The sequence below is a fragment of the Beijerinckiaceae bacterium genome, assembly GCA_004564215.1.
Lineage (GTDB): Bacteria > Pseudomonadota > Alphaproteobacteria > Rhizobiales > Beijerinckiaceae > Methylocapsa.
Window position 1 is genome coordinate 2,666,316 of sequence record CP024846.1, and the last position, 22,024, is coordinate 2,688,339.

General features: G+C 58.9%; 32 protein-coding genes. 26 read left to right on the top strand and 6 right to left on the bottom strand.

From position 1 onward, the window contains the following. Window positions 1-10 precede the first annotated feature (10 nt). From CU048_12675 to CU048_12720, 10 genes are read left to right on the top strand one after another with little or no spacing between them, the layout of a single operon-like run. Window positions 11-325 (top strand): iron-sulfur cluster assembly accessory protein, encoded by a 315-nt coding sequence (locus CU048_12675; protein QBR71979.1) that lies wholly within the window; start codon window positions 11-13, stop codon window positions 323-325. A gap of 14 nt (window positions 326-339) precedes the next feature. Then, complete coding sequence (locus CU048_12680) at window positions 340-882, top strand: hypothetical protein (protein QBR71980.1); 543 nt, start codon at window positions 340-342, stop codon at window positions 880-882. Beyond that, window positions 872-1,645 carry an LRV FeS4 cluster domain-containing protein gene (locus CU048_12685; GenBank protein ID QBR71981.1) on the top strand — a complete coding sequence of 258 codons (774 nt, stop codon included), beginning with the start codon at window positions 872-874 and terminating at the stop codon, window positions 1,643-1,645. The genes CU048_12680 and CU048_12685 overlap by 11 nt, the downstream gene beginning before the upstream one ends. Next, window positions 1,642-1,959 carry a nitrogen fixation protein NifZ gene (locus CU048_12690; GenBank protein QBR71982.1) on the top strand — a complete coding sequence of 106 codons (318 nt, stop codon included), beginning with the start codon at window positions 1,642-1,644 and terminating at the stop codon, window positions 1,957-1,959. Before CU048_12685 ends, CU048_12690 begins: the two co-directional genes overlap by 4 nt. Then, on the top strand, window positions 1,956-2,195 hold the full coding sequence (locus tag CU048_12695) for a nitrogen fixation protein NifZ (protein QBR71983.1): 240 nt from the start codon (window positions 1,956-1,958) through the stop codon (window positions 2,193-2,195). Before CU048_12690 ends, CU048_12695 begins: the two co-directional genes overlap by 4 nt. 14 nt (window positions 2,196-2,209) lie before the next feature. Beyond that, window positions 2,210-2,569, top strand: coding sequence for a hypothetical protein (locus CU048_12700; protein ID QBR71984.1), 360 nt, complete (start codon window positions 2,210-2,212; stop codon window positions 2,567-2,569). Window positions 2,570-2,611: 42 nt separating this feature from the next. Beyond that, entirely contained in the window at window positions 2,612-2,881 is a 270-nt protein-coding gene (locus CU048_12705) for a hypothetical protein (protein QBR71985.1), read from the top strand. Continuing rightward, window positions 2,878-4,089 carry an aminotransferase DegT gene (locus CU048_12710; protein QBR71986.1) on the top strand — a complete coding sequence of 404 codons (1,212 nt, stop codon included), beginning with the start codon at window positions 2,878-2,880 and terminating at the stop codon, window positions 4,087-4,089. The genes CU048_12705 and CU048_12710 overlap by 4 nt, the downstream gene beginning before the upstream one ends. A 47-nt stretch (window positions 4,090-4,136) precedes the next feature. Further along, window positions 4,137-4,445: a ferredoxin gene (locus tag CU048_12715; protein ID QBR71987.1), complete on the top strand. Its 309-nt coding sequence runs from the start codon at window positions 4,137-4,139 to the stop codon at window positions 4,443-4,445. A gap of 17 nt (window positions 4,446-4,462) precedes the next feature. Then, window positions 4,463-4,678, top strand: a complete 216-nt coding sequence (locus tag CU048_12720) for a hypothetical protein (GenBank protein ID QBR71988.1) — start codon at window positions 4,463-4,465, stop codon at window positions 4,676-4,678. 100 nt (window positions 4,679-4,778) lie between these two features. Here the strand turns inward: CU048_12720 and CU048_12725 are convergent, their stop codons facing one another. Together CU048_12725 and CU048_12730 are read right to left on the bottom strand one after the other, a co-directional pair. Next, complete coding sequence (locus tag CU048_12725; GenBank protein QBR71989.1) at window positions 4,779-5,063, bottom strand: aldehyde dehydrogenase; 285 nt, start codon at window positions 5,061-5,063, stop codon at window positions 4,779-4,781. 53 nt (window positions 5,064-5,116) lie between these two features. Beyond that, on the bottom strand, window positions 5,117-5,803 hold the full coding sequence (locus CU048_12730; GenBank protein QBR71990.1) for a glutathione S-transferase: 687 nt from the start codon (window positions 5,801-5,803) through the stop codon (window positions 5,117-5,119). A gap of 158 nt (window positions 5,804-5,961) precedes the next feature. On the opposite strand from CU048_12730, the gene CU048_12735 reads away from it, so the two are divergent. The 6 genes from CU048_12735 (at window position 5,962) to CU048_12760 (ending at window position 9,937) form a co-directional block, all read left to right on the top strand. After that, on the top strand, window positions 5,962-6,270 hold the full coding sequence (locus CU048_12735; GenBank protein ID QBR71991.1) for a hypothetical protein: 309 nt from the start codon (window positions 5,962-5,964) through the stop codon (window positions 6,268-6,270). Between the two features lie 80 nt (window positions 6,271-6,350). Then, on the top strand, window positions 6,351-6,800 hold the full coding sequence (locus CU048_12740) for a (2Fe-2S)-binding protein (GenBank protein ID QBR71992.1): 450 nt from the start codon (window positions 6,351-6,353) through the stop codon (window positions 6,798-6,800). Between the two features lie 43 nt (window positions 6,801-6,843). After that, complete coding sequence (locus CU048_12745) at window positions 6,844-7,146, top strand: hypothetical protein (GenBank protein ID QBR72912.1); 303 nt, start codon at window positions 6,844-6,846, stop codon at window positions 7,144-7,146. A gap of 6 nt (window positions 7,147-7,152) precedes the next feature. After that, window positions 7,153-7,338 carry a hypothetical protein gene (locus tag CU048_12750; GenBank protein QBR71993.1) on the top strand — a complete coding sequence of 62 codons (186 nt, stop codon included), beginning with the start codon at window positions 7,153-7,155 and terminating at the stop codon, window positions 7,336-7,338. Window positions 7,339-7,449: 111 nt separating this feature from the next. Then, window positions 7,450-9,516: a thioredoxin domain-containing protein gene (locus tag CU048_12755; GenBank protein QBR71994.1), complete on the top strand. Its 2,067-nt coding sequence runs from the start codon at window positions 7,450-7,452 to the stop codon at window positions 9,514-9,516. After that, window positions 9,509-9,937 (top strand): globin, encoded by a 429-nt coding sequence (locus CU048_12760; protein QBR71995.1) that lies wholly within the window; start codon window positions 9,509-9,511, stop codon window positions 9,935-9,937. The genes CU048_12755 and CU048_12760 overlap by 8 nt, the downstream gene beginning before the upstream one ends. A gap of 3 nt (window positions 9,938-9,940) precedes the next feature. Here the strand turns inward: CU048_12760 and CU048_12765 are convergent, their stop codons facing one another. Together CU048_12765 and CU048_12770 are read right to left on the bottom strand one after the other, a co-directional pair. Continuing rightward, window positions 9,941-10,180 (bottom strand): hypothetical protein, encoded by a 240-nt coding sequence (locus CU048_12765; GenBank protein ID QBR71996.1) that lies wholly within the window; start codon window positions 10,178-10,180, stop codon window positions 9,941-9,943. 29 nt (window positions 10,181-10,209) lie between these two features. Continuing rightward, entirely contained in the window at window positions 10,210-10,455 is a 246-nt protein-coding gene (locus CU048_12770) for a hypothetical protein (GenBank protein ID QBR71997.1), read from the bottom strand. Between the two features lie 254 nt (window positions 10,456-10,709). Between CU048_12770 and CU048_12775 the strand changes: the two genes are divergently transcribed. Further along, window positions 10,710-11,186: a hypothetical protein gene (locus tag CU048_12775; protein QBR71998.1), complete on the top strand. Its 477-nt coding sequence runs from the start codon at window positions 10,710-10,712 to the stop codon at window positions 11,184-11,186. Between the two features lie 122 nt (window positions 11,187-11,308). Here the strand turns inward: CU048_12775 and CU048_12780 are convergent, their stop codons facing one another. Together CU048_12780 and CU048_12785 are read right to left on the bottom strand one after the other, a co-directional pair. After that, complete coding sequence (locus tag CU048_12780; protein QBR71999.1) at window positions 11,309-11,626, bottom strand: hypothetical protein; 318 nt, start codon at window positions 11,624-11,626, stop codon at window positions 11,309-11,311. Between the two features lie 47 nt (window positions 11,627-11,673). Further along, complete coding sequence (locus tag CU048_12785) at window positions 11,674-12,435, bottom strand: carboxymethylenebutenolidase (protein QBR72000.1); 762 nt, start codon at window positions 12,433-12,435, stop codon at window positions 11,674-11,676. A 276-nt stretch (window positions 12,436-12,711) separates the two neighbouring features. Here CU048_12785 and CU048_12790 point away from each other — a divergent pair, with 276 nt between their 5' ends. The 9 genes from CU048_12790 (at window position 12,712) to CU048_12830 (ending at window position 22,021) form a co-directional block, all read left to right on the top strand. Beyond that, the gene (locus CU048_12790; protein ID QBR72913.1) at window positions 12,712-13,311 is read left to right on the top strand and encodes a glycerol-3-phosphate acyltransferase; all 600 of its coding nucleotides are present in this window, start codon (window positions 12,712-12,714) and stop codon (window positions 13,309-13,311) included. Next, window positions 13,311-14,588 (top strand): DNA-protecting protein DprA, encoded by a 1,278-nt coding sequence (gene dprA, locus CU048_12795; GenBank protein ID QBR72001.1) that lies wholly within the window; start codon window positions 13,311-13,313, stop codon window positions 14,586-14,588. The genes CU048_12790 and dprA overlap by 1 nt, the downstream gene beginning before the upstream one ends. 168 nt (window positions 14,589-14,756) lie before the next feature. Beyond that, a complete protein-coding gene (locus CU048_12800) occupies window positions 14,757-15,122 on the top strand; it encodes an NADH-quinone oxidoreductase subunit A (GenBank protein QBR72002.1) in 366 nt (121 codons plus the stop codon). Continuing rightward, complete coding sequence (locus CU048_12805) at window positions 15,113-15,649, top strand: NADH-quinone oxidoreductase subunit B (GenBank protein QBR72003.1); 537 nt, start codon at window positions 15,113-15,115, stop codon at window positions 15,647-15,649. The genes CU048_12800 and CU048_12805 overlap by 10 nt, the downstream gene beginning before the upstream one ends. Before the next feature lie 96 nt (window positions 15,650-15,745). Continuing rightward, window positions 15,746-16,360: an NADH-quinone oxidoreductase subunit C gene (locus CU048_12810; protein ID QBR72914.1), complete on the top strand. Its 615-nt coding sequence runs from the start codon at window positions 15,746-15,748 to the stop codon at window positions 16,358-16,360. 25 nt (window positions 16,361-16,385) lie between these two features. Further along, window positions 16,386-17,576, top strand: coding sequence for an NADH-quinone oxidoreductase subunit D (locus CU048_12815; protein QBR72004.1), 1,191 nt, complete (start codon window positions 16,386-16,388; stop codon window positions 17,574-17,576). Between the two features lie 84 nt (window positions 17,577-17,660). After that, the gene (locus tag CU048_12820) at window positions 17,661-18,605 is read left to right on the top strand and encodes an NADH-quinone oxidoreductase subunit NuoE (protein QBR72005.1); all 945 of its coding nucleotides are present in this window, start codon (window positions 17,661-17,663) and stop codon (window positions 18,603-18,605) included. A gap of 8 nt (window positions 18,606-18,613) precedes the next feature. Further along, a complete protein-coding gene (locus CU048_12825) occupies window positions 18,614-19,924 on the top strand; it encodes an NADH-quinone oxidoreductase subunit F (GenBank protein QBR72006.1) in 1,311 nt (436 codons plus the stop codon). Between the two features lie 9 nt (window positions 19,925-19,933). Beyond that, a complete protein-coding gene (locus tag CU048_12830) occupies window positions 19,934-22,021 on the top strand; it encodes an NADH-quinone oxidoreductase subunit G (GenBank protein ID QBR72007.1) in 2,088 nt (695 codons plus the stop codon). Window positions 22,022-22,024 lie beyond the last annotated feature (3 nt).

Here is a 22,024-nt window from a genome sequence, read left to right on the forward strand (position 1 = left end):
GAGGTCCTGTATGAGCTTTGAAATAACTCCGGCGGCGGAAAAATTCATTCGCCTTATGCTGCGCAGCGATGGCACCCAGGGTAGCGGCTTCCGGCTGGTTGTCAGCCCTGGCGGCTGCTCCGGGCTTGCCGCCGACATCAGCGTGTTGCAGGCGCCGGAGCCGGGAGACGCGATTGTCGAGCGCAATGGCGTGAAGCTCTTTCTGCCAGCGGAGAGTCGGATTCTGCTGGACGGCGTGACCATCGATTTCGCGGATACGGCCTCGCAAACAGGGCTCGTGTTCCGCGATCCGAAGGCCACTTCATGCGGCTCGCACGGGCACTAGATGGGGGAGCGTGCATGACCGGCGCAGCCAGCGAAGGCAGGCCGCAGGCTCTACCGGTGGAGGACGCTATGCTTGCCGACGCTCTGTTGGGAGGCGGTCTGCCTCCCGAAGCAGAGCAGCACTTGTGGCAAGCAGGGGACTCCTATCACTTGGACGATGTCGCGGAGGGCCATCTCCGCGAAGCGCAGGCGCTTGCTCCAGGGCATGCGGCTGTGCTGATCGGCCTTTATCGTTTTTATTTTTACAAAGGGCGTCTGGGCGAGGCGCTGGACGTCGCAAAACTATGTCTGGAAAAGGCCGCGCACGACAATAATCTTTCGCCGGATTGGCGGGAGGTGAAGGCCGGCGATGCCTTGTTCAGCCGTTATGAGGAAATTCTTCCTCGGTTTTTTCTCTTCACTCTCAAGGGCTATGCCTATCTCCAAATGCGCCTCGGCAATTTGGACGAAGGCCATACCGCGATCCAAAAGCTGTTGGAGCTCGATCCCACCGACAAGGTCGGAGCCAAAGTCCTGCTCGAGGTTATTGAACGCATAGGGCAGGACAATGACGGATGATATCGACGAAGCCTTGGATTGGCTGGGGAATGAGGTCGACTGCGCTTCCTGTTCTCATTTGGCGATGCGGAACGCGGGACGTTGCGAACTGAAGCATGCATGCGTCAACGACCGTTATGCGCGACGGATCGATCGTTTCTTCAATTGGAATCCAGAGGTTGCGAATTCCTATGTCACGCACCCGCATTTCGAGGTGCGGGCGATCGCGGCGAAGCACGCGGACATTTTTCTGTTGCCGCCGCTTCTGGATGACCCGGAAGAGGCCGTCAGATGGAACGCCGCCCGGCGCTTGCCGAAGCGCTACAATTTGCGTCTGCGCACGGATCCGCATCGCGAAGTTCGCATTCGGGTTGTCTCGCTTTTGGAGGATTCGGACCTCATCCCGATGATGACGGACTCCGATTATTACGTCCGGCTGGTGATTGCACGGCGCGTGACGCCGGCACTCCTGGTTCGGATGATTTTCGATGAGGAGGCGGAAGTTCGGCGGGTGGTCGCGCGCCGCATTCAGCAGGCTTGGCTGTTGCAAATGGCCGCCGATTCTGACGCGACCGTCAGACTGGAGGTCGCGCAACGGCTGGCCCCGGATCTGTTGCCGCGGCTGCGTCACGATGCGGACTGGCGCGTGCGTTACGAGGTCGCGAGCCGAGTCCCTCTATCCAAGGTTGTTGAATTGTCGGACGATGATGATCTGCTGGTCCGGGAAATGGTGCAGTCTCGCCTTGTGGGTGAACAGGAAACGCTGAGGGGTATGCCGACATGAGCAATATCGTTCGCGACAGTGATGTGGTTGAGATCAGTGAGCCGCCCTATTTCGGCTTCGGTGAAAAGGTGAAGGCAAAGCGTGTCATTCGCAACGATGGAACCTATGCCGGCAAGGAAATCGGCGAGATCTTGGCGAAGAAGGGCGAGGAAGGCTTCGTCGTCAGCATCGGCACGTTTCTGCAGCAGTTCTATATCTATGGCGTCGAATTCCTGGAAAGCGGCAATCGCGTGGGCATGAAGCGCAAGGAGCTTGAGCCGGCGAAACCGCGTGACGACGATGAGGACTTGCCGTTGCCGAAGGTGGCGTCGTGATTGAACCGAGGTTCCCAAAATATCAGTGGGGTCAGCGTGTGCGCGCCCTCCTTGATCTCCACAATGACGGCTCATATCCGGATTTCCCGGAAGAGGCGCTGCTGGTCAAAAATGGCGATGCGGGTGAGATTGTCCAGGTTGGGACACACACCGAGTCAAACACGCCAATCTATCTCGTTGAGTTCGCCGAACGTCTCGTCGTCGGTTGTCTGGAGGAAGAAATCTTACCGCTTTAGCGGAGATTGACGCCATGGAAGCAGCGGCTCTCAGTGAAATAAAGGTGGGACAGTTTCCCCATCCCAACGATCTAGACCGCAAACGCATCGAGCGCGCGCTTCGGGCGCGCAAGCGATACCGCTACGTTCTGCCAAAAGTGCTCGCCGTCGCCAAGGGTTATCGAATCGAGAGCCCCTGTTGTTCGCGCAACATCGACGCCGACGGCGGCATCATCGACGTCGCTTTGCTGCAATATGACGAACAGCAGAGCTCGTGGCAGCTTTATCGAAAGGATCATCGTAACGGGACATGGGAACTCCACAGCACCGCTTTGCGGTTGCCGGAAGTGTTGGATCGGCTGAACACCGATCCCGAACGGAAATTCTGGCAGTAAAATTGCAACGGGTATTTGCTTGAAAAAAGTCAGAGTGGATTCATGGCCTTGAGTGTCGATGATTTAACGGCGATAGATGCGTTGCTGGTGACGCCGGACCCCAATGCGAGTCCGTTCAGCGAATTGCGGCGCCGGCTTCCGCATCTCTCCTGGACCTGCTGCGATGCGACGGATGTGACCGAGGAGCCGTTTCGCGTTTACGAGCGGTTTGAAATCCATTTGGTGAACAGCGCCGATCACTGCGCCCAAATCACCTCGGATCCCGCGCGTGCCACGGGAATTGTTTTGGCACGACGGAGCGCTGTCGCATGACAAATCCGGATCTCGTGCAAGATGTTAACGACGAACTGAACGATCTTATCGGCGAGGAAGCGGACTCGTCGTTTATTCCGCTTTCCGATCCCGACATTACGACGGCCGAGCTTGAAGCTGTCGATCTTGTCATGCGCTCTCCGCGGCTGTCGACTGGACCGACCGTCGAGGCCTTTGAGCAAGCTTTCGCGGAATATGTCGGTCGCCAATATGCGGTCGCCGTGCCGAGCGGCACCATCGGTCTTCTGATTACGCTTCTCTCCTATGGCATCGGTCCCGGCCAGGAGGTGATTGCGTCGCCCTATTCGTTCCGGGAAACCGCCCACGCGATCAGCCTGGCGGGTGCAAAGCCGGTGTTTGCGGACATCGATTATTGGGCCGGCACGCTGGTTCCCGAGAAGGTCGAAGCGCGGATCACGGAGAAGACGCGCGCCATTGTCGCCTGCAACAACAACGGGCATCCGGCGGCTTGGCCTGGCTTGCGCGCCGTTGCGAAGGCACACCGCCTGATCCTCATCGAGGACTCCACCGAAGCGATCGGCTCCAAATATCAAGGCGCGCTGGTTGGTACATTTGGCGATGCCGCGATTTTCGATTTTTCGCAGCCATCCCCGCTCACCTGCGGCGAGGGCGGCATGGTTGTGACCGATGATGTAGATGTCGCGGTGGCCTTGCGGCGGCATCGCTCGCATCGCCTTCAGGAACGCTCTTCCGTTGTCGTCACCGCGACGGCGCCTTATCAGGCCGGGATGAGCAATCTTTCGGCCGCGCTTGGTCTGGCCCAGTTGAAGCGGCTCGACGAGATCCTCGAGCGCCGCCGCCTCACCGAGCAGCTTTACTACGCCTATGTCCAATCCTTCGAGGGGATCAAGGACCCGTATGTGGCGCCCGATGTGACCGAAGTGAATTGGTTTTTATATCTCGTGCATCTGGGGACGCGATTTTCACGCTCGAGCCGGGACGCGATCATCGAAGATTTGCGAGTGGAACGGATCGAAGCCGCCGCTTATTGCACGCCGCTCCATTTGCAGCGGCATTATTTCGAGTTGGGCTATCGTCGGGGTGGCTATCTCGTGACCGAGAAAGTGGCGGATCGCGCGGTCGCATTGCCGTTCCATTCGCATCTCACGGAGCATCAGATCGAATTCATCGTCGCGACCATGAAGGACGCGTCGATCAATGTCGGCGCGGGGGCGGCGATTTATTAAACCAACCGAGTCGTGCAAACGACGTCAGAGAAACGAGGAATGTTTCAATGTCATTGATTACGATTATGCCATCTGGAAAGACGATCGAAGCTGTGGAGGGAACGACGCTGCTTGTGGCGATCCTGGCAGCCGAAGAGGATCTCAATCACAAATGCGACGGCAATGCTTCATGCGGGACCTGTCATATCTTCGTGCATGAAGGACGCAAGGGCGTGTCCAAGATCGCTCGCGAGGAAAACGAGAAGCTCGATTCCATTGTTGGCGTGGGCTCGAAATCGCGGCTCGCCTGTCAGGCCAAAGTGCTGGGCACGGAGAATATCAAGGTCGAGCTGTTAGGCTTTGGCTCCGGTATGTAGAGTGTTGGGAGGCAGAGATGGATTCGGCAAAAGTTATGATTCATGTGCGCTTCGCGCCGAACGGCACCGTCGTCGAGATCAGCGAACGGCCGCCGGCGTTGAGCCCGCAGGATTGGTTCAATTGCTTAAGCGACAATGCTGGCAATGAGTATCAGCCACTCTCGGGTGGACGCGGCGTGTTTCGCCTGACGCGGACCGTAGTCGATACGCTGAGAACGGCGAACGCAGCGTAAGCGCGCCGAGGGAAGGTGGTGAGGAGAGCGCCCCGGCGCATAGGATGCGCAAGGGGCGCTTGCGCCTCAAGTCCACCCGCAGAGCGGCTTATAGTTTGTATTATTTCAGAAAATGCAGTGAGAACTGAGCCAGCTTTTCCGACGTATCGAGGCCGCGCTCGACCGGCCATTTATTCTGGAAGAAATAGGTTTTTACGTCGCGGGTCACTTCTTTCCCGTTGAGATACCAACGCTCGACGCCATCGGGGAAAATCACCGCCGGCCCGTCGGCCCGGTGCACCACGTCATTGTCCAGCCAAAGCCTCGTATCGACATAGAGGTAGCACCCCGCCTTGCGCGACATGTCATCTTGATTGCGGTCGTCCACGGTGGCCATCTCGGTCATGATTTTTCCTTTCGAGGCTCATCACTATTGGTTCTGCGCATTCGGTATCTGTCCTAAAGGGCTGCGGGCTGGTGCGCTCTTTCCGGGCTTGCGACCATGACATCACCGGACATGCCTAAGGCATCCGGATTATAGCCCTCTTCGCGGAGGACGCGCCGCACCGCTGGGCGGGCGAGCATGCGGCGATAATGTGCGGCGAGATGTTCTGGCAGCGGAATCTTGACCTTGTCAGCCCAGAATTCGACGTAAAAGAGAATCGGATCGGCGATTGAAAAATCGCCGATCACATAGGGTTTGGCCTTTATCTCGTCGTTCAGGATGGCAAATCCCTTCTCGATGATGTCGCGGCCAAGCTTCCGCACCGTCGCATGATCGCTCGGATTGCGGGTAAAGGTCGGGGTGGCGAAGATGCGGGCAAAGCCCTGGCAGTGGATGGTGTCCACGACATAGGCCATGGTCTCGAGAGCTTTTGCCTCCAGGTCGGGGGTCTCGGGCCATAATTTGGCGCGTGGGTGGGTGCGCGCGAGCCAGTAGGCGATCGCCTGCACCTCGGTGAGCGTGCTGCCGTCCTTGCGCATGAGCGCAGGAATCGTCGATTTTGGATTGATCGCGACATAGTCCGGCTTGAAATGATCGCCCGCCGGCAGGTTCACGATATAAACTTCGAAAATCTCCTCCAGCTCTTCCAGGATGATGTGAATACCGGTCGAGCAGGATCCAGGTGTCATGTAGAATTTCATGTTTGCTCGTCCGCATTTTTGAGGGATGGGGCGCAACAGCGGGACCGCTCAGGCGTGCCCGGCATGCTTCATGCAAATGCCGTGTCACCGCAGGTCTTGCGAGGAGGCGTCCGCAAAGCGCGTCCAGAATCCGTGTTCCATTTGCGACAAAGACGAAAATGGCATTCGATCTCAAAAATGACTGGTCCGTGACCGATGTGAGCTCGCTGCTCGGCTCGGTTGAGGATGACCGGAGCTGGCGCCTCGAAGTCACGAGTGACGGGGTAGCGCAGCTGAATGATATGACCACAATTCCCGACGCGGATTATGAAGCAAAGCTGCACTGCTTCTTTGAGATCTGGGATCAGGGAACCGATTTTGTGGGTCCAGGCGCGGCCGGCGACAACAGCCTTTGTAAGAAGCTTGAGCGCGTTCTGCGGGAAAATTATCCGGTCCTTGCAGGTCCAAGGACGCTCTCGGCCCTTTGAGATACATGGGCGCTCGAGAGGTTCGTACCCCATAAGAGGGTGTGGCAAGGGTTAATAACTCGGCGGATAGAGGTGAAGGAATGTCATCGGGGGATGCTGAGGTTTATGTGATCTGCGCCGCCAGCAATATCGAGCCGGGCACGGCCAAAGCATTTAGTCTCTTTCGGGTCAACGACACCGGAGAACACAGGCCTTTTCCGATCGTGATCGTACGAAAAAATGCAAAGGAATTTTTCGGCTATGTGAATACCTGCCCGCATGAGGGGCTTTGGCTCAATGTGGGCGCCGGAACATTTTTCGATGCCGAGCGGAAGTTTCTCAAATGCGGCCGGCATGGAGCCAAATTCGAGATCGAAACCGGGCTTTGTGTCGATGGACCTTGTAAGGAATCGAGCCTCCAGCCCATCTCGCTGGCGGTCGTCCAGGGCGATGTTTGCCTTTCCGGCGTCGAGCTCGTCGAGGACGACGGTGAGCCGGATCCGTTCGAAGAGCTTGACGATACCATGGAGATCATGATCCATCCCGACTGATCGCTCGCCGACCCAAAGTCTGGAGGATATTATGGCGGAGGAAATGCCCGAGGACTGTCGCTTTTTCGTATCTTATACCGGTGTCAAACTGCCCTTCAATCTTGTGAACCCGATCGCGGCAACTGCCCTTTCCAATCGCAATACGTTTATCCGCGCCTATTTCAACACGGCGGGTGCGCTGACCAGTTTCGAGAAGGTCGTTTATGGCGAGGTCGAACTTGCCCATCGCTATGAGTACCACCCGAACGGCACCCTTAAATCGGCTGAAATCATCATGTTGGAGGAGGATCCGGTCGTCATGAACTTCGACGAAAAAGGTGTGCAGCTTTCGGGTTCTGATGCCTGATCGCAAATGGCGGAGGAGGGAGCGGTGACGGTCGCTCAATTGATCGAAGAACTCGCAAGGATGCCGAAAGACGCGGTCGTGTTGATGGAAAGCGACGGGGGGTTGTCGCTGGTCAGCGCGTTGGATTTCGTCGCGGCTCTGGGTCCAGCGGCGCCGGCCGAAGTAATCCTGCTTCCGAATATGAACGAATAGCGCGTGTGGCTCGCATGCCGGGGAGCCGATCTTCCTCACGCCGAAGGCACGCGATCAATCATGCGCGTTGGTGAGATCCTTGCTTAAGATCTGGCGGGGCGGTCGCCCGGAATGGGATGTGGCAGGAGATCTGGGGTGACAAACCGGTTGGCGCAGGAAACGAGCCCCTATCTTCTGCAGCATAAGGACAATCCGGTCGATTGGCATGTGTGGTGTTCGGACACGCTCTCGAAAGCGCAAGCGGCGGACATGCCGATCTTGCTTTCGGTCGGCTATGCGGCCTGCCATTGGTGCCATGTAATGGCGCATGAGAGCTTCGAAGATGCCGAGACGGCGGCGCTTATCAATGAGCTCTTCATCCCGATCAAAGTCGATCGGGAAGAGCGGCCCGACGTCGATACCATTTATCAAAATGCCTTGTCGCTGCTCGGCCAGCATGGCGGCTGGCCGCTGACCATGTTTCTAACGCCCAAGGGCGAGCCTTTCTGGGGCGGCACCTATTACCCTCCTGTGAAAAAATATGGCCGCCCGGCATTTGCAGATGTGTTGAAGAAAGTTGCCGGAGTTTATCGCCAGGAAAAAGAGACGGTGGCAAAAAACACCGGCATTCTCGCCAATGGCTTGCGCAAACTGTCCGAGCCGCCGCCCGACAATATGCTCACGCCCGACACGCTGAACGAAATCTGTCTGAAGATCGCCGAATTGATCGATCCGGTCGAAGGCGGTTTGGGACAAGCCCCGAAATTTCCGCAATCGCCCGTGCTGGCCCTTCTGTGGCGCGGCTACAAGCGCACCGGCCACGCGAGTTTGCGCGATGGAGTCTTGCTGACGCTTGACCATATGTCGCAAGGCGGCATTTACGACCATCTCGGCGGCGGTTATGCGCGTTATGCGACGGACAATGATTGGTTGATCCCGCATTTCGAAAAAATGCTCTACGACAATGCCCAGCTCATCGAGCTTTTGACCTGGGCCTGGCAGGAAACCAAAAATCCGCTTTATGCGGCGCGGGTCGCCGAGACCATCGGCTGGATGCTGCGGGAAATGCGCGTCGAAGGTGGGGCCTTTGCCGCGGCGCTCGATGCCGACAGCGAACATGAGGAAGGCAAATTCTACACATGGACGGCAGCCGAGGTGGGGGCGGTTCTTGGACCCGACGCGCCTCTCTTCAACAGGCATTACAACGTGCATCGCATCGGCAATTGGGAAGGCAAGACCATTCTCAACCGCTCGGATATGCCGGAGCTGATGGATATGGAGACCGAAGCGAAACTCGCCGCATGCCGCGAAAAACTTTGGGCGGTCCGCGAACAGCGTGTGCGGCCGGGGCGGGATCACAAGGTCCTGGCGGATTGGAACGGCTTGGCTATTTCAGCACTGTGTCTTGCGGCCGGCGCATTCGTCAAGGGCGAATGGCTGGACGCGGCCCGGGAGGCATTTTCCTTCATCGAAACCAGAATGACGGGAGCGGACGGCCGCCTATTCCATTCCTGGTGCGAGGGCCGCGTGCACCCGGGTATTCTCGATGACTATGCGAATATGAGCCGCGCCGCGCTGGCGCTCTATCAGGCGACGGGTGCGGATTTCTATCTCGCCCGCGCCGAGAGCTGGGTCGCTCTGCTCGGGGCGCATTACCGCGACGAAGAGCGGGGCGGCTATTTCTCGACGCCGCATGATGCCGCCGATCTCATTACCCGCATCCGCAATGCGGCCGACAATGCAACCCCCTCCGGCAATGGCATGATGGTCGAGGTTTTGGCGAATCTTTATTATTTGACAGGCAAGCCTGGCTATCGCGACCAGTCCGAGGTGCAGATCGGGGCATTTGTGGGGGAGGCCGTACGCCACGCCGTTCCGCTCGCCACTCTTCTGTCGGGGATGGATTTTCTCCTCAATGCCGTGCAAATCACGATCTGTGACGGTGAGGGAGCGCAGGCGCTGTTGCGAGAGGTGGAGACCTTCTGTGTCCCCAATCGGGTCTTACAAAGGATCCAAGGGGATGAGGAGGTGCCGCCGGGGCATCCTGCGGAGGGAAAGACACGGGTCGGCAATTTGGCGACGGCCTATGTCTGTGTCGGCGAGAGTTGCTCGCTTCCGATCACGGATTGGGAGATCTTGCACCGCGTTCTTTCGGACCGCGGCGCGCATATGACAGGGTGTGGAGTGAAGGATGTCTGACGTCGCGGTTGAGGTTTCAATGTTTGAGCGGATCGGCGGTGCGCTTGTCATCGACCGTTTGGTCGAGGGCTTCTACCGGAGGATGGAGACGCTGCCGGAAGCCAAGGTGATCCGGACCATGCACGCCGACGATCTCGGGCCGACCAAAAATATTCTCAAGCGCTATCTCTGCGAATGGATGGGAGGTCCAAAACTCTATTCGGCCGAAAAGGGCCATCCCCGGCTGCGCCAGCGGCATATGGGCTTCAAGATCGGCGCGCCGGAACGCGATGCCTGGTTGCTTTGCATGAAGGGCGCGTTGGAAGAGACCGTTGCCGATGTCGAAGCCCGCCAGGAGATTTACGTCTTGCTGGCAAAGCTCGCCGATTGGATGCGCAACCAAGCGGACAATCCCCACGATATGGGCGCACATCGTCCGTGAGGTCTATAAAGGGATCCCAAAAAAGTCCTCGTCCGCGCCGCCCCAGGCTTTATGAAGGGCCAAGCCCTTCTGCCATTGCGCGGCTTCCGTTTCGTCCGCGCCGCGATGGGTAATCTTGCCGGTCGAGTTTTCAGCCAGCAGATAGGTCTTCCCGTTGCGAATGAAGCGATTGAGATCTTTCATGTCGGTCGGGCGCACGACGCATCGGGGCGCTTCGTCGACGAGAATGGTCGTGGGAAGCATTGCCAGATCTCCTCTTGACTGAACTCAGCTTAAAATCCGTCCTCCGCGCGGCCCCATGGATGCGAGCCTGGGACAAGCGACGCGCTGATTCCAGCCTTCTCTATATCCGCAAGGCTTTTGTAGAAGGTGCCTTCATGCACAAGGGTGCCGCCCTTTGTGGTAATCGCGACATAGCGTGCGACAGGATCGGTTTCACAGAGATATCCGCCACCCGGATCCAGGGTGTTGCGTGCATTTCCATCCCAATCCACAAAGAAACCTTCCGCGACCGGCATGCGACATCCTCATTGATTGAACTCATCGACCATCGGTGAGCCGATGCTGGCATGAGAGCAAATTTCTTGCCGCGCCCGATTCACAGGTGATTGTCATGTTCAATGTTGCGAACGCGACAATCATGCCAAGCGCAATGTTAAGCTCCGCAAGCTGTCCGTACGACAGCGAAATTTAGTCCAAGCCTCATTGATTTCTGCGCGCGCGAGGCTCCATTTTGTGCTAGCTATTTCTTTTCCGTTCTGGGGATAAAATCATGGCTGACTTGAAGCAACGCGCGGCGGCGTTGAGCGATCTAAAAGACATCTGGGGCCTGCTGAAAGAAGCTGCAAACGAGATCCCGTTTGATCTCGGGAATGAGGCCAGCCAGGAAAACGTCTTGACCGAAATCATGGCGTGCTGCACCTCCGGCCTTTCGCCGATTGTTATCGGCGAGGACAAAGCCGTCGTTGGGGCATTGCTTGTGCGCCGGGACGATTTCGAATGGGGTTTTAGGAACGGTGAGGCGGTTCACGTTTCCTATGCGGCAATTGCACCGACCCACCGCGATCAAGGGGTTTTGGCTTCGCTGGTCGCGGAAGTACAAGACCGCAAGGTTCCGGTGTTTGCCAGTGTGAAAACCGGAGACCAGCTGGGTCTTGCCGATGAACTCCAGAAGCTTGGCTTCAAGCATGAATGCGCGGCGGAAAGCGGCTGGGGCGATCTCTACAAATGGCAGCCTGCGGCAAACTAAGTTTGTGCCTTGGCGCGCTTGCAAATAGGGTTCGGGCCAAGATCCGATCAAGGATCAGGGTCCGAACTTCTTGATGATTTTATCGAACGGCTTCCCTGCCGAGCTCCGAAGGGAATCGGGCTTTAAGAATCGCCCCGCGTTGCGAGGTCGGCGAGCGCCTGTTCGATGATTGCCCGGCAATTTAAGAGGCGTTGATATTCCGCCTTGCTTACTTGAACCGTCTCCCGCGAAAGGGGCTGCCCCGGCACGGGCTCGCTCGCCTGAGCGGCTTCGAACAAGATTTTTTCGAGCTGGAATATGCGCTCGCTCGCCCGTTCGAGATAGGGAACCGGATTCGCCAGGACATTCGCTTCGTGCAGCGCATCCAGGCTTAACAGCGTTCTGAGGCGGCGTGCCGACTGACGCTTCTTCTTGCCGAACTCATGCTTGATCACGCTCACGATGGTCCCCGTCGATCATCGGTTCGCTGAGCATTTGATCCCGGCACTCATTCGGGCGGTCCATCCGCCATGGCCGCCGCCGGCTTTTTCTTCTTTTCCGTTTTCGCAGCCGCATAGGCCCCCGCGTTCTTCAGAAGAATGGGCGGTTGACCTTCCACATATTGGGCGATCCAGAACAGCGTGCGCTCAAGGGCTTTGGTAGCGGCTACCTCGTTATAGCTGCTGCGTTCATCGCAGTTGAAGCCATGCCCCGCCAGATAGGTGAAAGCGCTGACATCTGGCCGAGCGGCCCGGAAGTGGACAATCTCTTCCGGCGCGATCAGAGGATCTTCCTCGCTGAAATGCACCAAGGTTGGGATTTTCCGCTTCTCTTGGAATTCATTTGTGATTCCGCCGCCATAATAACCGATGGCGCAGGCAAGCCCGCTCACTTTGTTGCCCGAGAGATAGGCGAGATAGCCGCCCCAGCAATAGCCGACAATCGCGACTTTCCCGACATCCTTCACCGAATCGACAGTTGCCTGAATGTCGGCAAGCGCATCCTTGAGGTCCACTTTGCTCTTGAGTTCCAGGCCCTGGGTGAGTCCCGCTTCGTCATATGGCAGTGCCACGTCGCGGTTTACCCGATCGAAGAGCGCGGGGGCGATCGCGACATAGCCGCGCGCGACAAAGCTTGCCACCATTTTCTTGATATGCGGATCGATCCCGAAGACTTCGTGAAGAACCACAACGGCGCCTTTAGGCGCCTCGGATGGATCCTCGCGATAGGCTGAAAATTTATGTCCGTCGGCTGCGGTTAGCTCGATCATGGTGCTCCCAGTCACTTTGCATGGAGAGGATGAAAGCGGTTAGGGTCGCTCTGCCGCTGATGACTGGGATGAGGATGCAGGTAAGGTGCCAACCCTGCAGCCCTCGGGCGGTGTGGCAAATCGTGAAGGCTTTCCGACAACCGCCGACCTCCCGTCGGACATGGCGGGCCGCGGCCAGCGTCCAGCGACAGGTCGGAGTAAGGACGCAAGAGTAAAAGGGACCGGTTGCCGCTTAGCTTGCGGCCAGCTAGGTTGATCGCTCCTTTTTCGCCAGCGATTGGTTCTACCGACGTGCTTCAGAGCGCTTTTGCTTTTTTCTTTGGCTATCTCTGTGGCTCAATTCCTTTCGGTCTCCTGTTGACGCGGCTTGCCGGAACCACCGATCTTCGTTCGGTCGGGTCAGGCAACATTGGGGCCACCAATGTTCTGCGCACCGGCCGCAAAGACTTGGCCGCGATGACCCTTCTCCTCGATCTTTTGAAGGGTACGCTGGCGGTCTCGGTCGTCGCGTATTTTGCACCCGGTCAAGCTGTGCTGTTGGCGGCGCTGGGGGCCTTTCTGGGCCATCTCTATCCAGCATGGCTGCGCTTTCGCGGCGGTAAGGGGGTGGCGACGTTTCTGGGTTGCCTCCTGGCCGTGGCATGGCCGGCGGCACTCGCCTTTGGCCTCGTTTGGCTTACGGTCGCGGCGCTCACCCGTTACTCCTCCGCCGCGGCGCTGACGGCAAGCGCGCTAACCCCTTTCGTGCTTTTCGTTTTGGGCCGAACCGACGCGGCGTTTTTGTTCGCTCTGATGGTGATCCTTTTGTGGATGAAGCACCGCGCCAATATTTCGCGCCTCATTGCGGGCACCGAATCGCGGATCGGGCGCGGTTGATGCCGCTACCCACGGGACAGCTTGTCGAACTGAACGATGCCGAGCGGTTCGACTGGCTGCGGCTCGTGCGGTCGGAAAACATCGGCCCCCGTACATTTCAGCTTCTCCTCAGCCGCTACGGTAGCGCCGGAGCGGCTCTTTCGGCCTTGCCGGACCTGATCGCTAGGGGCCAAGCGGGACGCCCAATTCGCATCGCGACCCTTGAAGACGTCGACCGGGAACTAGACGCGGTCCGGCGCCAGGGGGCGCGATTCTTCGGCCTCTGGGAGCCAGATTATCCCGCGCTCTTGCGGCAGATCGCTGGGGCGCCCCCGCTGATCGCGGCGCGCGGGAATTTTGCAAGCCTCCGGCGGTCCATGATTGCGGTGGTCGGTTCGCGCAATGCTTCCGCGGCCGGACTTGCGTTTACGTCGCAGCTCGTGCGTGGGGTTGCCCGCGCCGGTCACGTCATTGTTTCCGGTCTGGCCCGAGGAATCGATGCGCGGGCGCATCAAGCCGCAATGGAAACCGGAACCATCGCCGTTCTTGCCGGAGGGCTGGGCAATATTTATCCGGCCGAACATGAAGCCTTGCTTGAACGGCTCCTCGAAGAGGGCGCGGCGGTCAGCGAAATGCCGTTTGGCTGGGAGGCGCGAGGGCGCGATTTTCCCCGCCGCAATCGCATTGTGGCGGGCCTATGCCGGGCGACCATCGTCGTCGAGGCGGCCCGCCGCTCCGGCTCCTTGATTACCGCAAGATTTGCGGCCGAACAGGGCCGCGAAATCTTTGCTGTTCCCGGCTCGCCGCTTGACCCCAGAGCCGAGGGGGCCAATGACCTTTTGCGTGACGGTGCGACATTCTGCACCAAGGCGGAGGACGTGATCGAGGCCCTAGCCGAGCAAGACCTGGCGCGCGAGCAGGCTTCGTTTGGCTTTTCCGAGCCCGACGTGGGCGCCGAGCCGCAGGAACCATTGTGGGACGAACTCGATCTTGCGGAAGTGGCGGGGGCGCCCTCGGCAACGGCACGGATCGAGCCGAACATGGGCGCGACAGCTTGTGTCGATCCCCAGTCGACGGGAGAGAACCCCTCTTTAAGGAGACCGGCCGTGGTCCCGCACGACGATTTGGTGGCGCGGGTCTTCGAGCTTTTGGGACCGGTGCCGATCTCGGTTGACGAAATCGTAAGAATGTCAGAGGCCTCCGCGAAAGAGGTACGGACCATACTGCTGGGATTGAAACTCGCCGGAACCATCGAATGGCACGGTGGCGATCTGGTTTCTTTCCTGCCTGAAACCTGAGCCTAAACGCAGGTTTTCGGGTGCGGCAGCCGCATACGCGCTTCAGCTAAATTGAAACACCATCTTGCGCGGGCGGTTGCGCTGCGGTACGGATCGCCCCAGCCGAGGCAGGGGAGCTTGCTCCTTGCCGCGCGATTCCGATCTCGCTCATTGAGACCGAGCCCATTCATGCCGAACCTTCTCGATCAATATTTGCCGCTTGCGGTCTTTATGGCGGTTGCCGCCGTGATTTCCGGCGCTTTGCTGGTTGCGCCCTTCCTCGTCGCCTTCAAGGCGCCCGATGCGGAAAAACTGTCCGCCTATGAGTGCGGTTTCAACGCCTTCGACGATGCGCGCATGCAATTCGATGTAAGATTCTATCTTGTGTCCCTGCTGTTCATCATTTTCGATCTGGAGGTCGCGTTTTTGTTTCCCTGGGCGGTGGCCTTCCGCGATGTCGGGGCGTTCGGCTTCTGGTCCATGATGATTTTCCTTGGCGTTCTGACCGTAGGCTTCGTCTATGAATGGAGAAAGGGTGCGCTCGAATGGGATTAGACCTGCGGCACCAAGACGTTGCGCTGGCGGCGAATGATCCGTATTTCCTCTCGATCAATGACCGTCTCGCCGACAAGGGCTTCCTCGTCACGACCGCGGACGAGCTGATCAACTGGGCGCGCACGGGCTCGCTCATGTGGATGACATTCGGCCTGGCCTGCTGCGCCGTCGAAATGATGCAGGCGGCGATGCCGCGCTATGATCTGGAGCGGTTCGGCTTCGCGCCGCGCGGTTCGCCGCGGCAGTCCGACGTCATGATCGTGGCCGGCACTCTGACCAACAAGATGGCGCCGGCTCTCCGCAAGGTCTATGACCAGATGCCGGAGCCGCGTTACGTGATCTCGATGGGCTCCTGCGCCAATGGCGGTGGCTATTACCACTATTCCTATTCAGTCGTGCGCGGCTGCGACCGAATTGTGCCCGTGGATATTTACGTCCCAGGCTGCCCACCCTCGGCCGAAGCACTTCTCTACGGTGTGTTGCTTCTGCAAAAGAAAATCCGCCGGACCGGCACGATCGAACGCTAAAACATTTCAAGCCAACTGGATGCCGGGTCGCATGGGAAGAATGCGATCCTTGCAAATTCTTTGGGGCATTTTCCACCCGCATTGGATGAAGTCGAGATGCACGGCGACCTGCAACAACTGGGCGAGGGAATAGCGGCGGCTTTGCCGGGCGCGATCAGTGCTGTTTCCACGGCCTATGGAGAGCTGACCTTGACGGTGGAAGCGGATCGTTTGATTGAAACCGTGACCTTTCTTCGCGACGACCCGAGCTGTCTGTTCTTATCCTTTATCGATCTCACCGCGGTCGACTATCCGGTCCGCGAAAAGCGCTTCGACGTCGTGACCCATCTTCTCTCGCCCAAACATAATCGGCGGATCCGGATCAAGGTCGCAACTGATGAAGCAACGCCCGTCGCTTCGCTGTCGAGCCTTTATCCAGCGGCCAATTGGTTCGAGCGGGAGGCTTACGATCTCTTCGGTATTTTGTTCTCCGGCCATCCCGATTTGCGCCGCTTATTGACCGATTATGGTTTTGACGGACATCCCTTGCGCAAGGATTTCCCGATGACCGGTTATGTCGAGGTGCGCTATGACGACCAGCAGAAACGCGTTGTCTATGAACCGGTTATGCTGACCCAGGAATTCCGCAGATTCGATTTCCTGTCTCCGTGGGAAGGCGGGATCGACTATGTTCTGCCCGGCGACGAGAAAGCTAAGAACAACCCGCAATGATCACCGCGCTTTGAAGATTGTATAAATGAGCGACAATTCGGTCCGTAATTTTGCGATCAACTTTGGCCCGCAGCATCCCGCCGCGCATGGCGTTTTGCGGCTCGTCCTCGAACTCGACGGCGAGGTTGTCGAGCGCGTCGATCCGCATATCGGCCTCCTCCATCGCGGCACCGAAAAGCTGATGGAGGCGCGCACCTATCTTCAAAACATCCCCTATTTCGATCGGCTCGATTATGTCGCGCCGATGAATCAGGAACATGCCTTTTGTCTCGCCATCGAGAAATTGCTGGGGCTTGAAGTCCCGCGGCGCGGTCAGTTGCTGCGTGTGCTGTTTTGCGAAATTGGTCGGATTCTCTCGCATCTTCTCAACCTCACCACGCAGGCCCTGGATGTCGGCGCCTTGACGCCGCCCGTATGGGGCTTCGAGGAACGCGAGAAGCTCATGGTGTTTTATGAGCGCGCGTCCGGCGCCCGGCTGCATGCGAATTATTTCCGTCCAGGCGGTGTGCACACCGATATTCCCAGAAAGCTGATCGAAGACATCGACGCCTGGTGCGACCCCTTCTTGAAGGTTTGCGACGATCTTCAGGCTTTGTTCATCGACAACCGCATTTTCAAGCAGCGCAATGTCGACATCGGGGTGGTCAGCCTCGAGGATTGCTGGCGCTGGGGTTTTTCGGGCGTCATGGTGCGCGGTTCGGGTGCGCCCTGGGATTTGCGCAAGGCGCAGCCCTATGAATGCTATGAAGAGATGGAGTTCGACATTCCGGTCGGGCGGCACGGCGATAATTACGACCGCCAAGTCATCCGCATGGAGGAGATGCGTCAGTCCGTCCGGATCATGAAGCAATGCGTCGAGAAGCTGTTTGCGAAGGATGGCCAGGGCCCCGTCTCCGCAAAGGATGGCAAGGTCGTGCCGCCGTCCCGAGCGGAAATGAAGCGTTCGATGGAAGCGCTGATCCATCATTTCAAACTCTATACCGAAGGCTTCCATGTGCCGGCCGGCGAAGTCTATTGCGCGGTCGAGGCGCCGAAAGGTGAATTTGGCGTCTATCTCGTCTCGGACGGCACCGATAAACCCTATCGCTGCAAAATAAGGGCCCCAGGCTTCGCGCATCTTGCGGCGATGGACTTTCTCTGCCGCAAATCCATGCTCGCCGATGTCAGCGCGATCCTGGGTTCCATCGACATCGTGTTCGGCGAGGTGGACCGGTGAGGCCGCCGTTCATCGCGGGTGCGATCCAGATGCATTTGTCGAAAAGGGCCGCTCCCGCGGCCATGACCCACAAGAGCTGAAACCATGTCCGTTCGCCGCCTTGCCGAGGTACAGCCGCCAAGCTTCGCATTCACGCCCGAAAACGAGGCTTGGTGCGAAGAGATCGCGAAGAAATATCCTGAGGGCCGTCAGGCTTCCGCAGTGATTTCTCTGTTGTGGCGGGCGCAAAAGCAGAATGATTATTGGCTGCCGAAACCTGCCATCGAGGACGTCGCGCAGCGGCTCGACATGCCCTATATTCGGGTGCTCGAAATTGCCACTTTCTATAGCATGTTCAACCTCTCCCCGGTGGGCAGGTTCTACATCCAGATGTGCGGCACGACTCCCTGCCTGCTCGCTGGCTCCGACTCCATCAAAGCCTTCTTGCACGAGCGAATCGGCGAGCCGGGCGAAGTGACCCCGGATGGCGATTTCTCCTGGACCGAAGTCGAGTGTCTCGGCGCCTGCTGCAATGCTCCCATGGTTCAGATCAATGACGATTATTACGAGGATCTGACGCCGGAGAATTTTGAAGAACTGCTTGACGATCTTGCTGCCGGCCGTCCGGTCAAGGTCGGCTCGCAGACCGGCCGCGTCACTTCGGAGCCGGCTGGCGGCCTCACCTCCCTGACGTCGTTCTATGGCAGCGATGGCCGCAGCGGTCCGCTGACGTGCAAAAGCACCCCCACGCCGGGCGATCGGGCCGCGGCGCGCCTTGAATTTGCGGCACAGAACGTGCCAGCCGCGGAGCCCGCGGGCGAACGCCTCAAGCAGGAAGCCAAAATGGAGTGGGGCAAGCCGAAGGGCTCGATCGTCGAGACCGGTACGAAGCATACTTCGATTGCGATCTCGGACGAAGGAAAGCGATTGGAGGCCGAGATGCAGAATGTGGCGGTGAAAGCCGGCGGCGCGCATCAAGGCGGGGCTTCCGCTCCTCCCGGCATAGAGCCGTCCAGCTCGGATCGTCAGTCCGATCCGAAAAAATCGTGAGGTCATAGATGCTTGAGGACAAGGATCGCATCTTCACAAATCTCTACGGTTTCGGGGACTGGGGCCTGAAGGATGCCATCGCGCGCGGCGCTTGGGATAATACCAAGAAACTGATCGACAAAGGCAAGGATTGGATTATTGCCGAAATGAAGGCTTCGGGCCTCCGAGGCCGAGGCGGCGCCGGTTTTCCGACCGGCCTCAAATGGTCCTTCATGCCGAAGGCCGATCCGGCGCGGCCCTCCTATCTCGTCGTCAATGCCGATGAATCGGAGCCTGGGACCTGCAAGGATCGCGAGATCATGCGCAATGATCCGCAGCTTCTGATCGAGGGCTGCTTCATCGCCTCCTTCGCGATGGAAGCGCATGCCTGCTACATCTATATTCGCGGCGAATATATTTTCGAGGCCGATCGGTTGGAGGCCGCCATCGAGCAGGCTTATGCGGCCAAGCTCGTCGGCAAGAACAACATTCACGGCTGGCCTTTCGACATTTACGTTCATCGCGGCGCGGGCGCTTATATTTGCGGCGAGGAAACCGCGCTCCTCGAATCGCTCGAGGGCAAGAAGGGCATGCCGCGGCTGAAGCCGCCGTTCCCGGCCAATATGGGACTCTATGGCTGCCCCACGACCGTCAACAATGTCGAATCGATTGCCGTCGCGCCGACCATTCTGCGTCGCGGAGCCGCCTGGTTCGCGGGCTTCGGGGCCAAGAACAATTCGGGCACCAAGCTATTCTGCATTTCCGGTCATGTGAATCATCCCTGCAATGTGGAAGAGGCGATGTCGATCCCCTTCCGGGAATTGGTCGAACGCCATTGCGGCGGCGTCCGGGGCGGATTCGACAATCTGCTTGCGGTGATTCCCGGTGGCTCTTCGGTGCCTTGTGTTCCGGCCCATGAAATCATCGATGCGGCGATGGATTTCGATACGTTGCGCGATCTGAAGTCCGGCCTCGGTACGGCGGCCGTCATCGTGATGGATAAGTCGACCGATATCATCCGGGCGATCGCGCGGCTCAGCTACTTCTACAAGCATGAGAGTTGCGGTCAATGCACGCCGTGCCGGGAAGGCACCGGCTGGCTTTGGCGCGTGGTCTCGCGCATGGCGGAAGGACGCGCCCAAAAGCGCGAGATCGACATGCTGCTCGAAGTCACCACCCAAATCGAGGGCCACACGATTTGCGCGCTCGGGGATGCGGCGGCCTGGCCCGTACAGGGCCTGATCCGGCATTTCCGCCCCGAAATCGAAAGGCGTATCGACCAATATGCCGCCAATCCTCATTCGGAGCCGGTCAAAGACTTCGGCGTCGCGGCGGAGTAGGGAAGAGGCATGGCCAAACTCATCGTTGACAGCACCGAAGTCGATGTCCCGCCGGAATTTACTCTGTTGCAGGCCTGTGAAGAGGCCGGCGCGGAGATTCCACGTTTTTGCTTCCACGAGCGCCTGTCGATTGCCGGCAATTGCCGGATGTGCCTTGTCGAGGTCAAGGGTGGCCCCCCCAAGCCGTCGGCGTCCTGCGCCGTCGCGGTCAAGGACTTGCGCCCCGGCCCGAATGGCGAGCCGCCGGTCGTTCTCACCAATTCGCCGATGGTGAAAAAGGCGCGCGAAGGAGTGATGGAATTCCTGCTGATCAATCATCCGCTCGATTGTCCGATTTGCGACCAGGGCGGCGAATGCGATCTGCAAGACCAGGCCATGGCCTTCGGCGTCGATTCCTCGCGCTATGCCGAAAACAAGCGCGCGGTCGAAGACAAATACATCGGGCCGCTTGTGCGGACCTCGATGAACCGCTGCATCCATTGCACACGCTGCGTTCGCTTTACCGCTGAAGTCGCCGGAACCGCCGACATGGGTGCGACCGGGCGCGGCGAAGATATGGAGATCACGACCTATCTCGAGACGGCGATGCGCTCGGAGCTGCAAGGCAATGTTGCGGATCTGTGTCCGGTCGGCGCGCTATTGCCAAAGCCCTATTCCTTCAAGGCGCGGTCATGGGAATTGGTCAAGACGCCGTCGGTCGACGTCATGGATGCTCTGGGCTCGGCGATCCGCATCGATACCCGCGGTCGGGAAGTCATGCGCATCCTCCCCCGCATCAACGAGGCGGTGAACGAGGAATGGATTTCCGACAAGTCGCGCCAGATCGTGGATGGTCTGAAGACCAAGCGTCTCGATCGTCCCTATGTGCGCGAGAACGGTAAATTGCGGGAAGCCACGTGGCAGGAGGCTTTCGCGGCCATCGCCGCCAAGGTCAAAGCAGCGGCGCCCGAGCGGATCGGGGCCATCGCTGGCGATCTTTGCGCGGTTGAGGAAATGTTCGCGCTGCAATCCCTCCTGAACCTGCTCGGCGCAAGATCGCTCGATTGCCGCCAGGACGGAACAAAGCTCGATCCGCGTTTCGGGCGCGCGAGCTATCTGTTCAACCCATCCGTCGCGGGCATCGATCATGCCGATGGATTGTTGATCGTCGGTTCCAACCCACGCAAGGAATCACCCGTGCTGAACGCTCGCATTCGCAAGCGCTGGCGCAAGGGCGGCTTCTTTGTCAGCGTGATCGGCGAAAAGGCCGATCTCACCTACGACTATAAATATCTGGGGGCTGGCCCCGAGACGCTCGCCGGTCTGGTCGAGCAGCCCTTCGCGAAAATGGAAAGGCCGATGATCTTAGTCGGTCAAGGTGCGTTGGCGCGGGAGGATGGGCTCGCCATTCTTGCGCTCGCGGCCAAGGTTGGCATGGCGATGGGCGCGCTCAAGCCAGATTTGATGAGTGCCCTCAAGCCGAGCTGGAATGGGTTTTCGGTCCTGCACACCGCGGCGGCGCGGGTGGGGGGCCTTGATCTCGGATTCGTGCCGGGTCTTGGCGGTCTCGATGCCGCGGCGATGGCGAAAAGCGGAGCGCTCGATGTGCTCTTTGTTCTGGGTGCCGATGAGATCGCGGTGGAACCGGGCGCCTTCGTTATCTATCAAGGCACGCATGGCGATAGGGGCGCGGCGCGCGCCGACGTTATTTTGCCGGGGGCTTCCTACACCGAGAAATCCGGCACCTATGTCAATACGGAAGGTCGGGTGCAGCTGGCCGATCGTGCCAATTTTCCGCCCGGGGACGCGCGCGAGGATTGGGCGATTCTCCGCGCGCTTTCGGAAGTGCTCGGGCACAAATTGCCTTTCGATTCGCTCAAAGCCCTGCGCGCGCGGCTTTGCGAAAAACATTCGCATTTCTCGCAGCTGAATGAAATTCCAGCGAGCAGCAGTTTTGACGTCGCAAAGCTTTTCGCCAGTTCGGACACGCATGGGCAGGCGCCCTTTGTCTCGCCCATCTCAGATTTTTATTTGACCAATCCGATCGCGCGCGCCTCGGCGGTGATGGCGGAATGTTCCGCCGTCGCGAGCGGCTTCGCGCGTCAGGCAGCGGAGTAGATG

Bases quoted from the DNA above. Each gene is read 5' to 3' on its own strand.
- CU048_12675 (QBR71979.1), top strand. From the start codon at position 11: ATGAGCTTTGAAATAACTCCGGCGGCGGAAAAATTCATTCGCCTTATG.
- CU048_12680 (QBR71980.1), top strand. From the start codon at position 340: ATGACCGGCGCAGCCAGCGAAGGCAGGCCGCAGGCTCTACCGGTGGAG.
- CU048_12685 (QBR71981.1), top strand. From the start codon at position 872: ATGACGGATGATATCGACGAAGCCTTGGATTGGCTGGGGAATGAGGTC.
- CU048_12690 (QBR71982.1), top strand. From the start codon at position 1,642: ATGAGCAATATCGTTCGCGACAGTGATGTGGTTGAGATCAGTGAGCCG.
- CU048_12700 (QBR71984.1), top strand. From the start codon at position 2,210: ATGGAAGCAGCGGCTCTCAGTGAAATAAAGGTGGGACAGTTTCCCCAT.
- CU048_12705 (QBR71985.1), top strand. From the start codon at position 2,612: ATGGCCTTGAGTGTCGATGATTTAACGGCGATAGATGCGTTGCTGGTG.
- CU048_12710 (QBR71986.1), top strand. From the start codon at position 2,878: ATGACAAATCCGGATCTCGTGCAAGATGTTAACGACGAACTGAACGAT.
- CU048_12715 (QBR71987.1), top strand. From the start codon at position 4,137: ATGTCATTGATTACGATTATGCCATCTGGAAAGACGATCGAAGCTGTG.
- CU048_12720 (QBR71988.1), top strand. From the start codon at position 4,463: ATGGATTCGGCAAAAGTTATGATTCATGTGCGCTTCGCGCCGAACGGC.
- CU048_12725 (QBR71989.1), bottom strand. From the start codon at position 5,063: ATGACCGAGATGGCCACCGTGGACGACCGCAATCAAGATGACATGTCG.
- CU048_12730 (QBR71990.1), bottom strand. From the start codon at position 5,803: ATGAAATTCTACATGACACCTGGATCCTGCTCGACCGGTATTCACATC.
- CU048_12735 (QBR71991.1), top strand. From the start codon at position 5,962: ATGGCATTCGATCTCAAAAATGACTGGTCCGTGACCGATGTGAGCTCG.
- CU048_12740 (QBR71992.1), top strand. From the start codon at position 6,351: ATGTCATCGGGGGATGCTGAGGTTTATGTGATCTGCGCCGCCAGCAAT.
- CU048_12745 (QBR72912.1), top strand. From the start codon at position 6,844: ATGCCCGAGGACTGTCGCTTTTTCGTATCTTATACCGGTGTCAAACTG.
- CU048_12750 (QBR71993.1), top strand. From the start codon at position 7,153: ATGGCGGAGGAGGGAGCGGTGACGGTCGCTCAATTGATCGAAGAACTC.
- CU048_12755 (QBR71994.1), top strand. From the start codon at position 7,450: ATGGGATGTGGCAGGAGATCTGGGGTGACAAACCGGTTGGCGCAGGAA.
- CU048_12760 (QBR71995.1), top strand. From the start codon at position 9,509: ATGTCTGACGTCGCGGTTGAGGTTTCAATGTTTGAGCGGATCGGCGGT.
- CU048_12765 (QBR71996.1), bottom strand. From the start codon at position 10,180: ATGCTTCCCACGACCATTCTCGTCGACGAAGCGCCCCGATGCGTCGTG.
- CU048_12770 (QBR71997.1), bottom strand. From the start codon at position 10,455: ATGCCGGTCGCGGAAGGTTTCTTTGTGGATTGGGATGGAAATGCACGC.
- CU048_12775 (QBR71998.1), top strand. From the start codon at position 10,710: ATGGCTGACTTGAAGCAACGCGCGGCGGCGTTGAGCGATCTAAAAGAC.
- CU048_12785 (QBR72000.1), bottom strand. From the start codon at position 12,435: ATGATCGAGCTAACCGCAGCCGACGGACATAAATTTTCAGCCTATCGC.
- dprA (QBR72001.1), top strand. From the start codon at position 13,311: ATGCCGCTACCCACGGGACAGCTTGTCGAACTGAACGATGCCGAGCGG.
- CU048_12800 (QBR72002.1), top strand. From the start codon at position 14,757: ATGCCGAACCTTCTCGATCAATATTTGCCGCTTGCGGTCTTTATGGCG.
- CU048_12805 (QBR72003.1), top strand. From the start codon at position 15,113: ATGGGATTAGACCTGCGGCACCAAGACGTTGCGCTGGCGGCGAATGAT.
- CU048_12810 (QBR72914.1), top strand. From the start codon at position 15,746: ATGCACGGCGACCTGCAACAACTGGGCGAGGGAATAGCGGCGGCTTTG.
- CU048_12815 (QBR72004.1), top strand. From the start codon at position 16,386: ATGAGCGACAATTCGGTCCGTAATTTTGCGATCAACTTTGGCCCGCAG.
- CU048_12820 (QBR72005.1), top strand. From the start codon at position 17,661: ATGTCCGTTCGCCGCCTTGCCGAGGTACAGCCGCCAAGCTTCGCATTC.
- CU048_12825 (QBR72006.1), top strand. From the start codon at position 18,614: ATGCTTGAGGACAAGGATCGCATCTTCACAAATCTCTACGGTTTCGGG.
- CU048_12830 (QBR72007.1), top strand. From the start codon at position 19,934: ATGGCCAAACTCATCGTTGACAGCACCGAAGTCGATGTCCCGCCGGAA.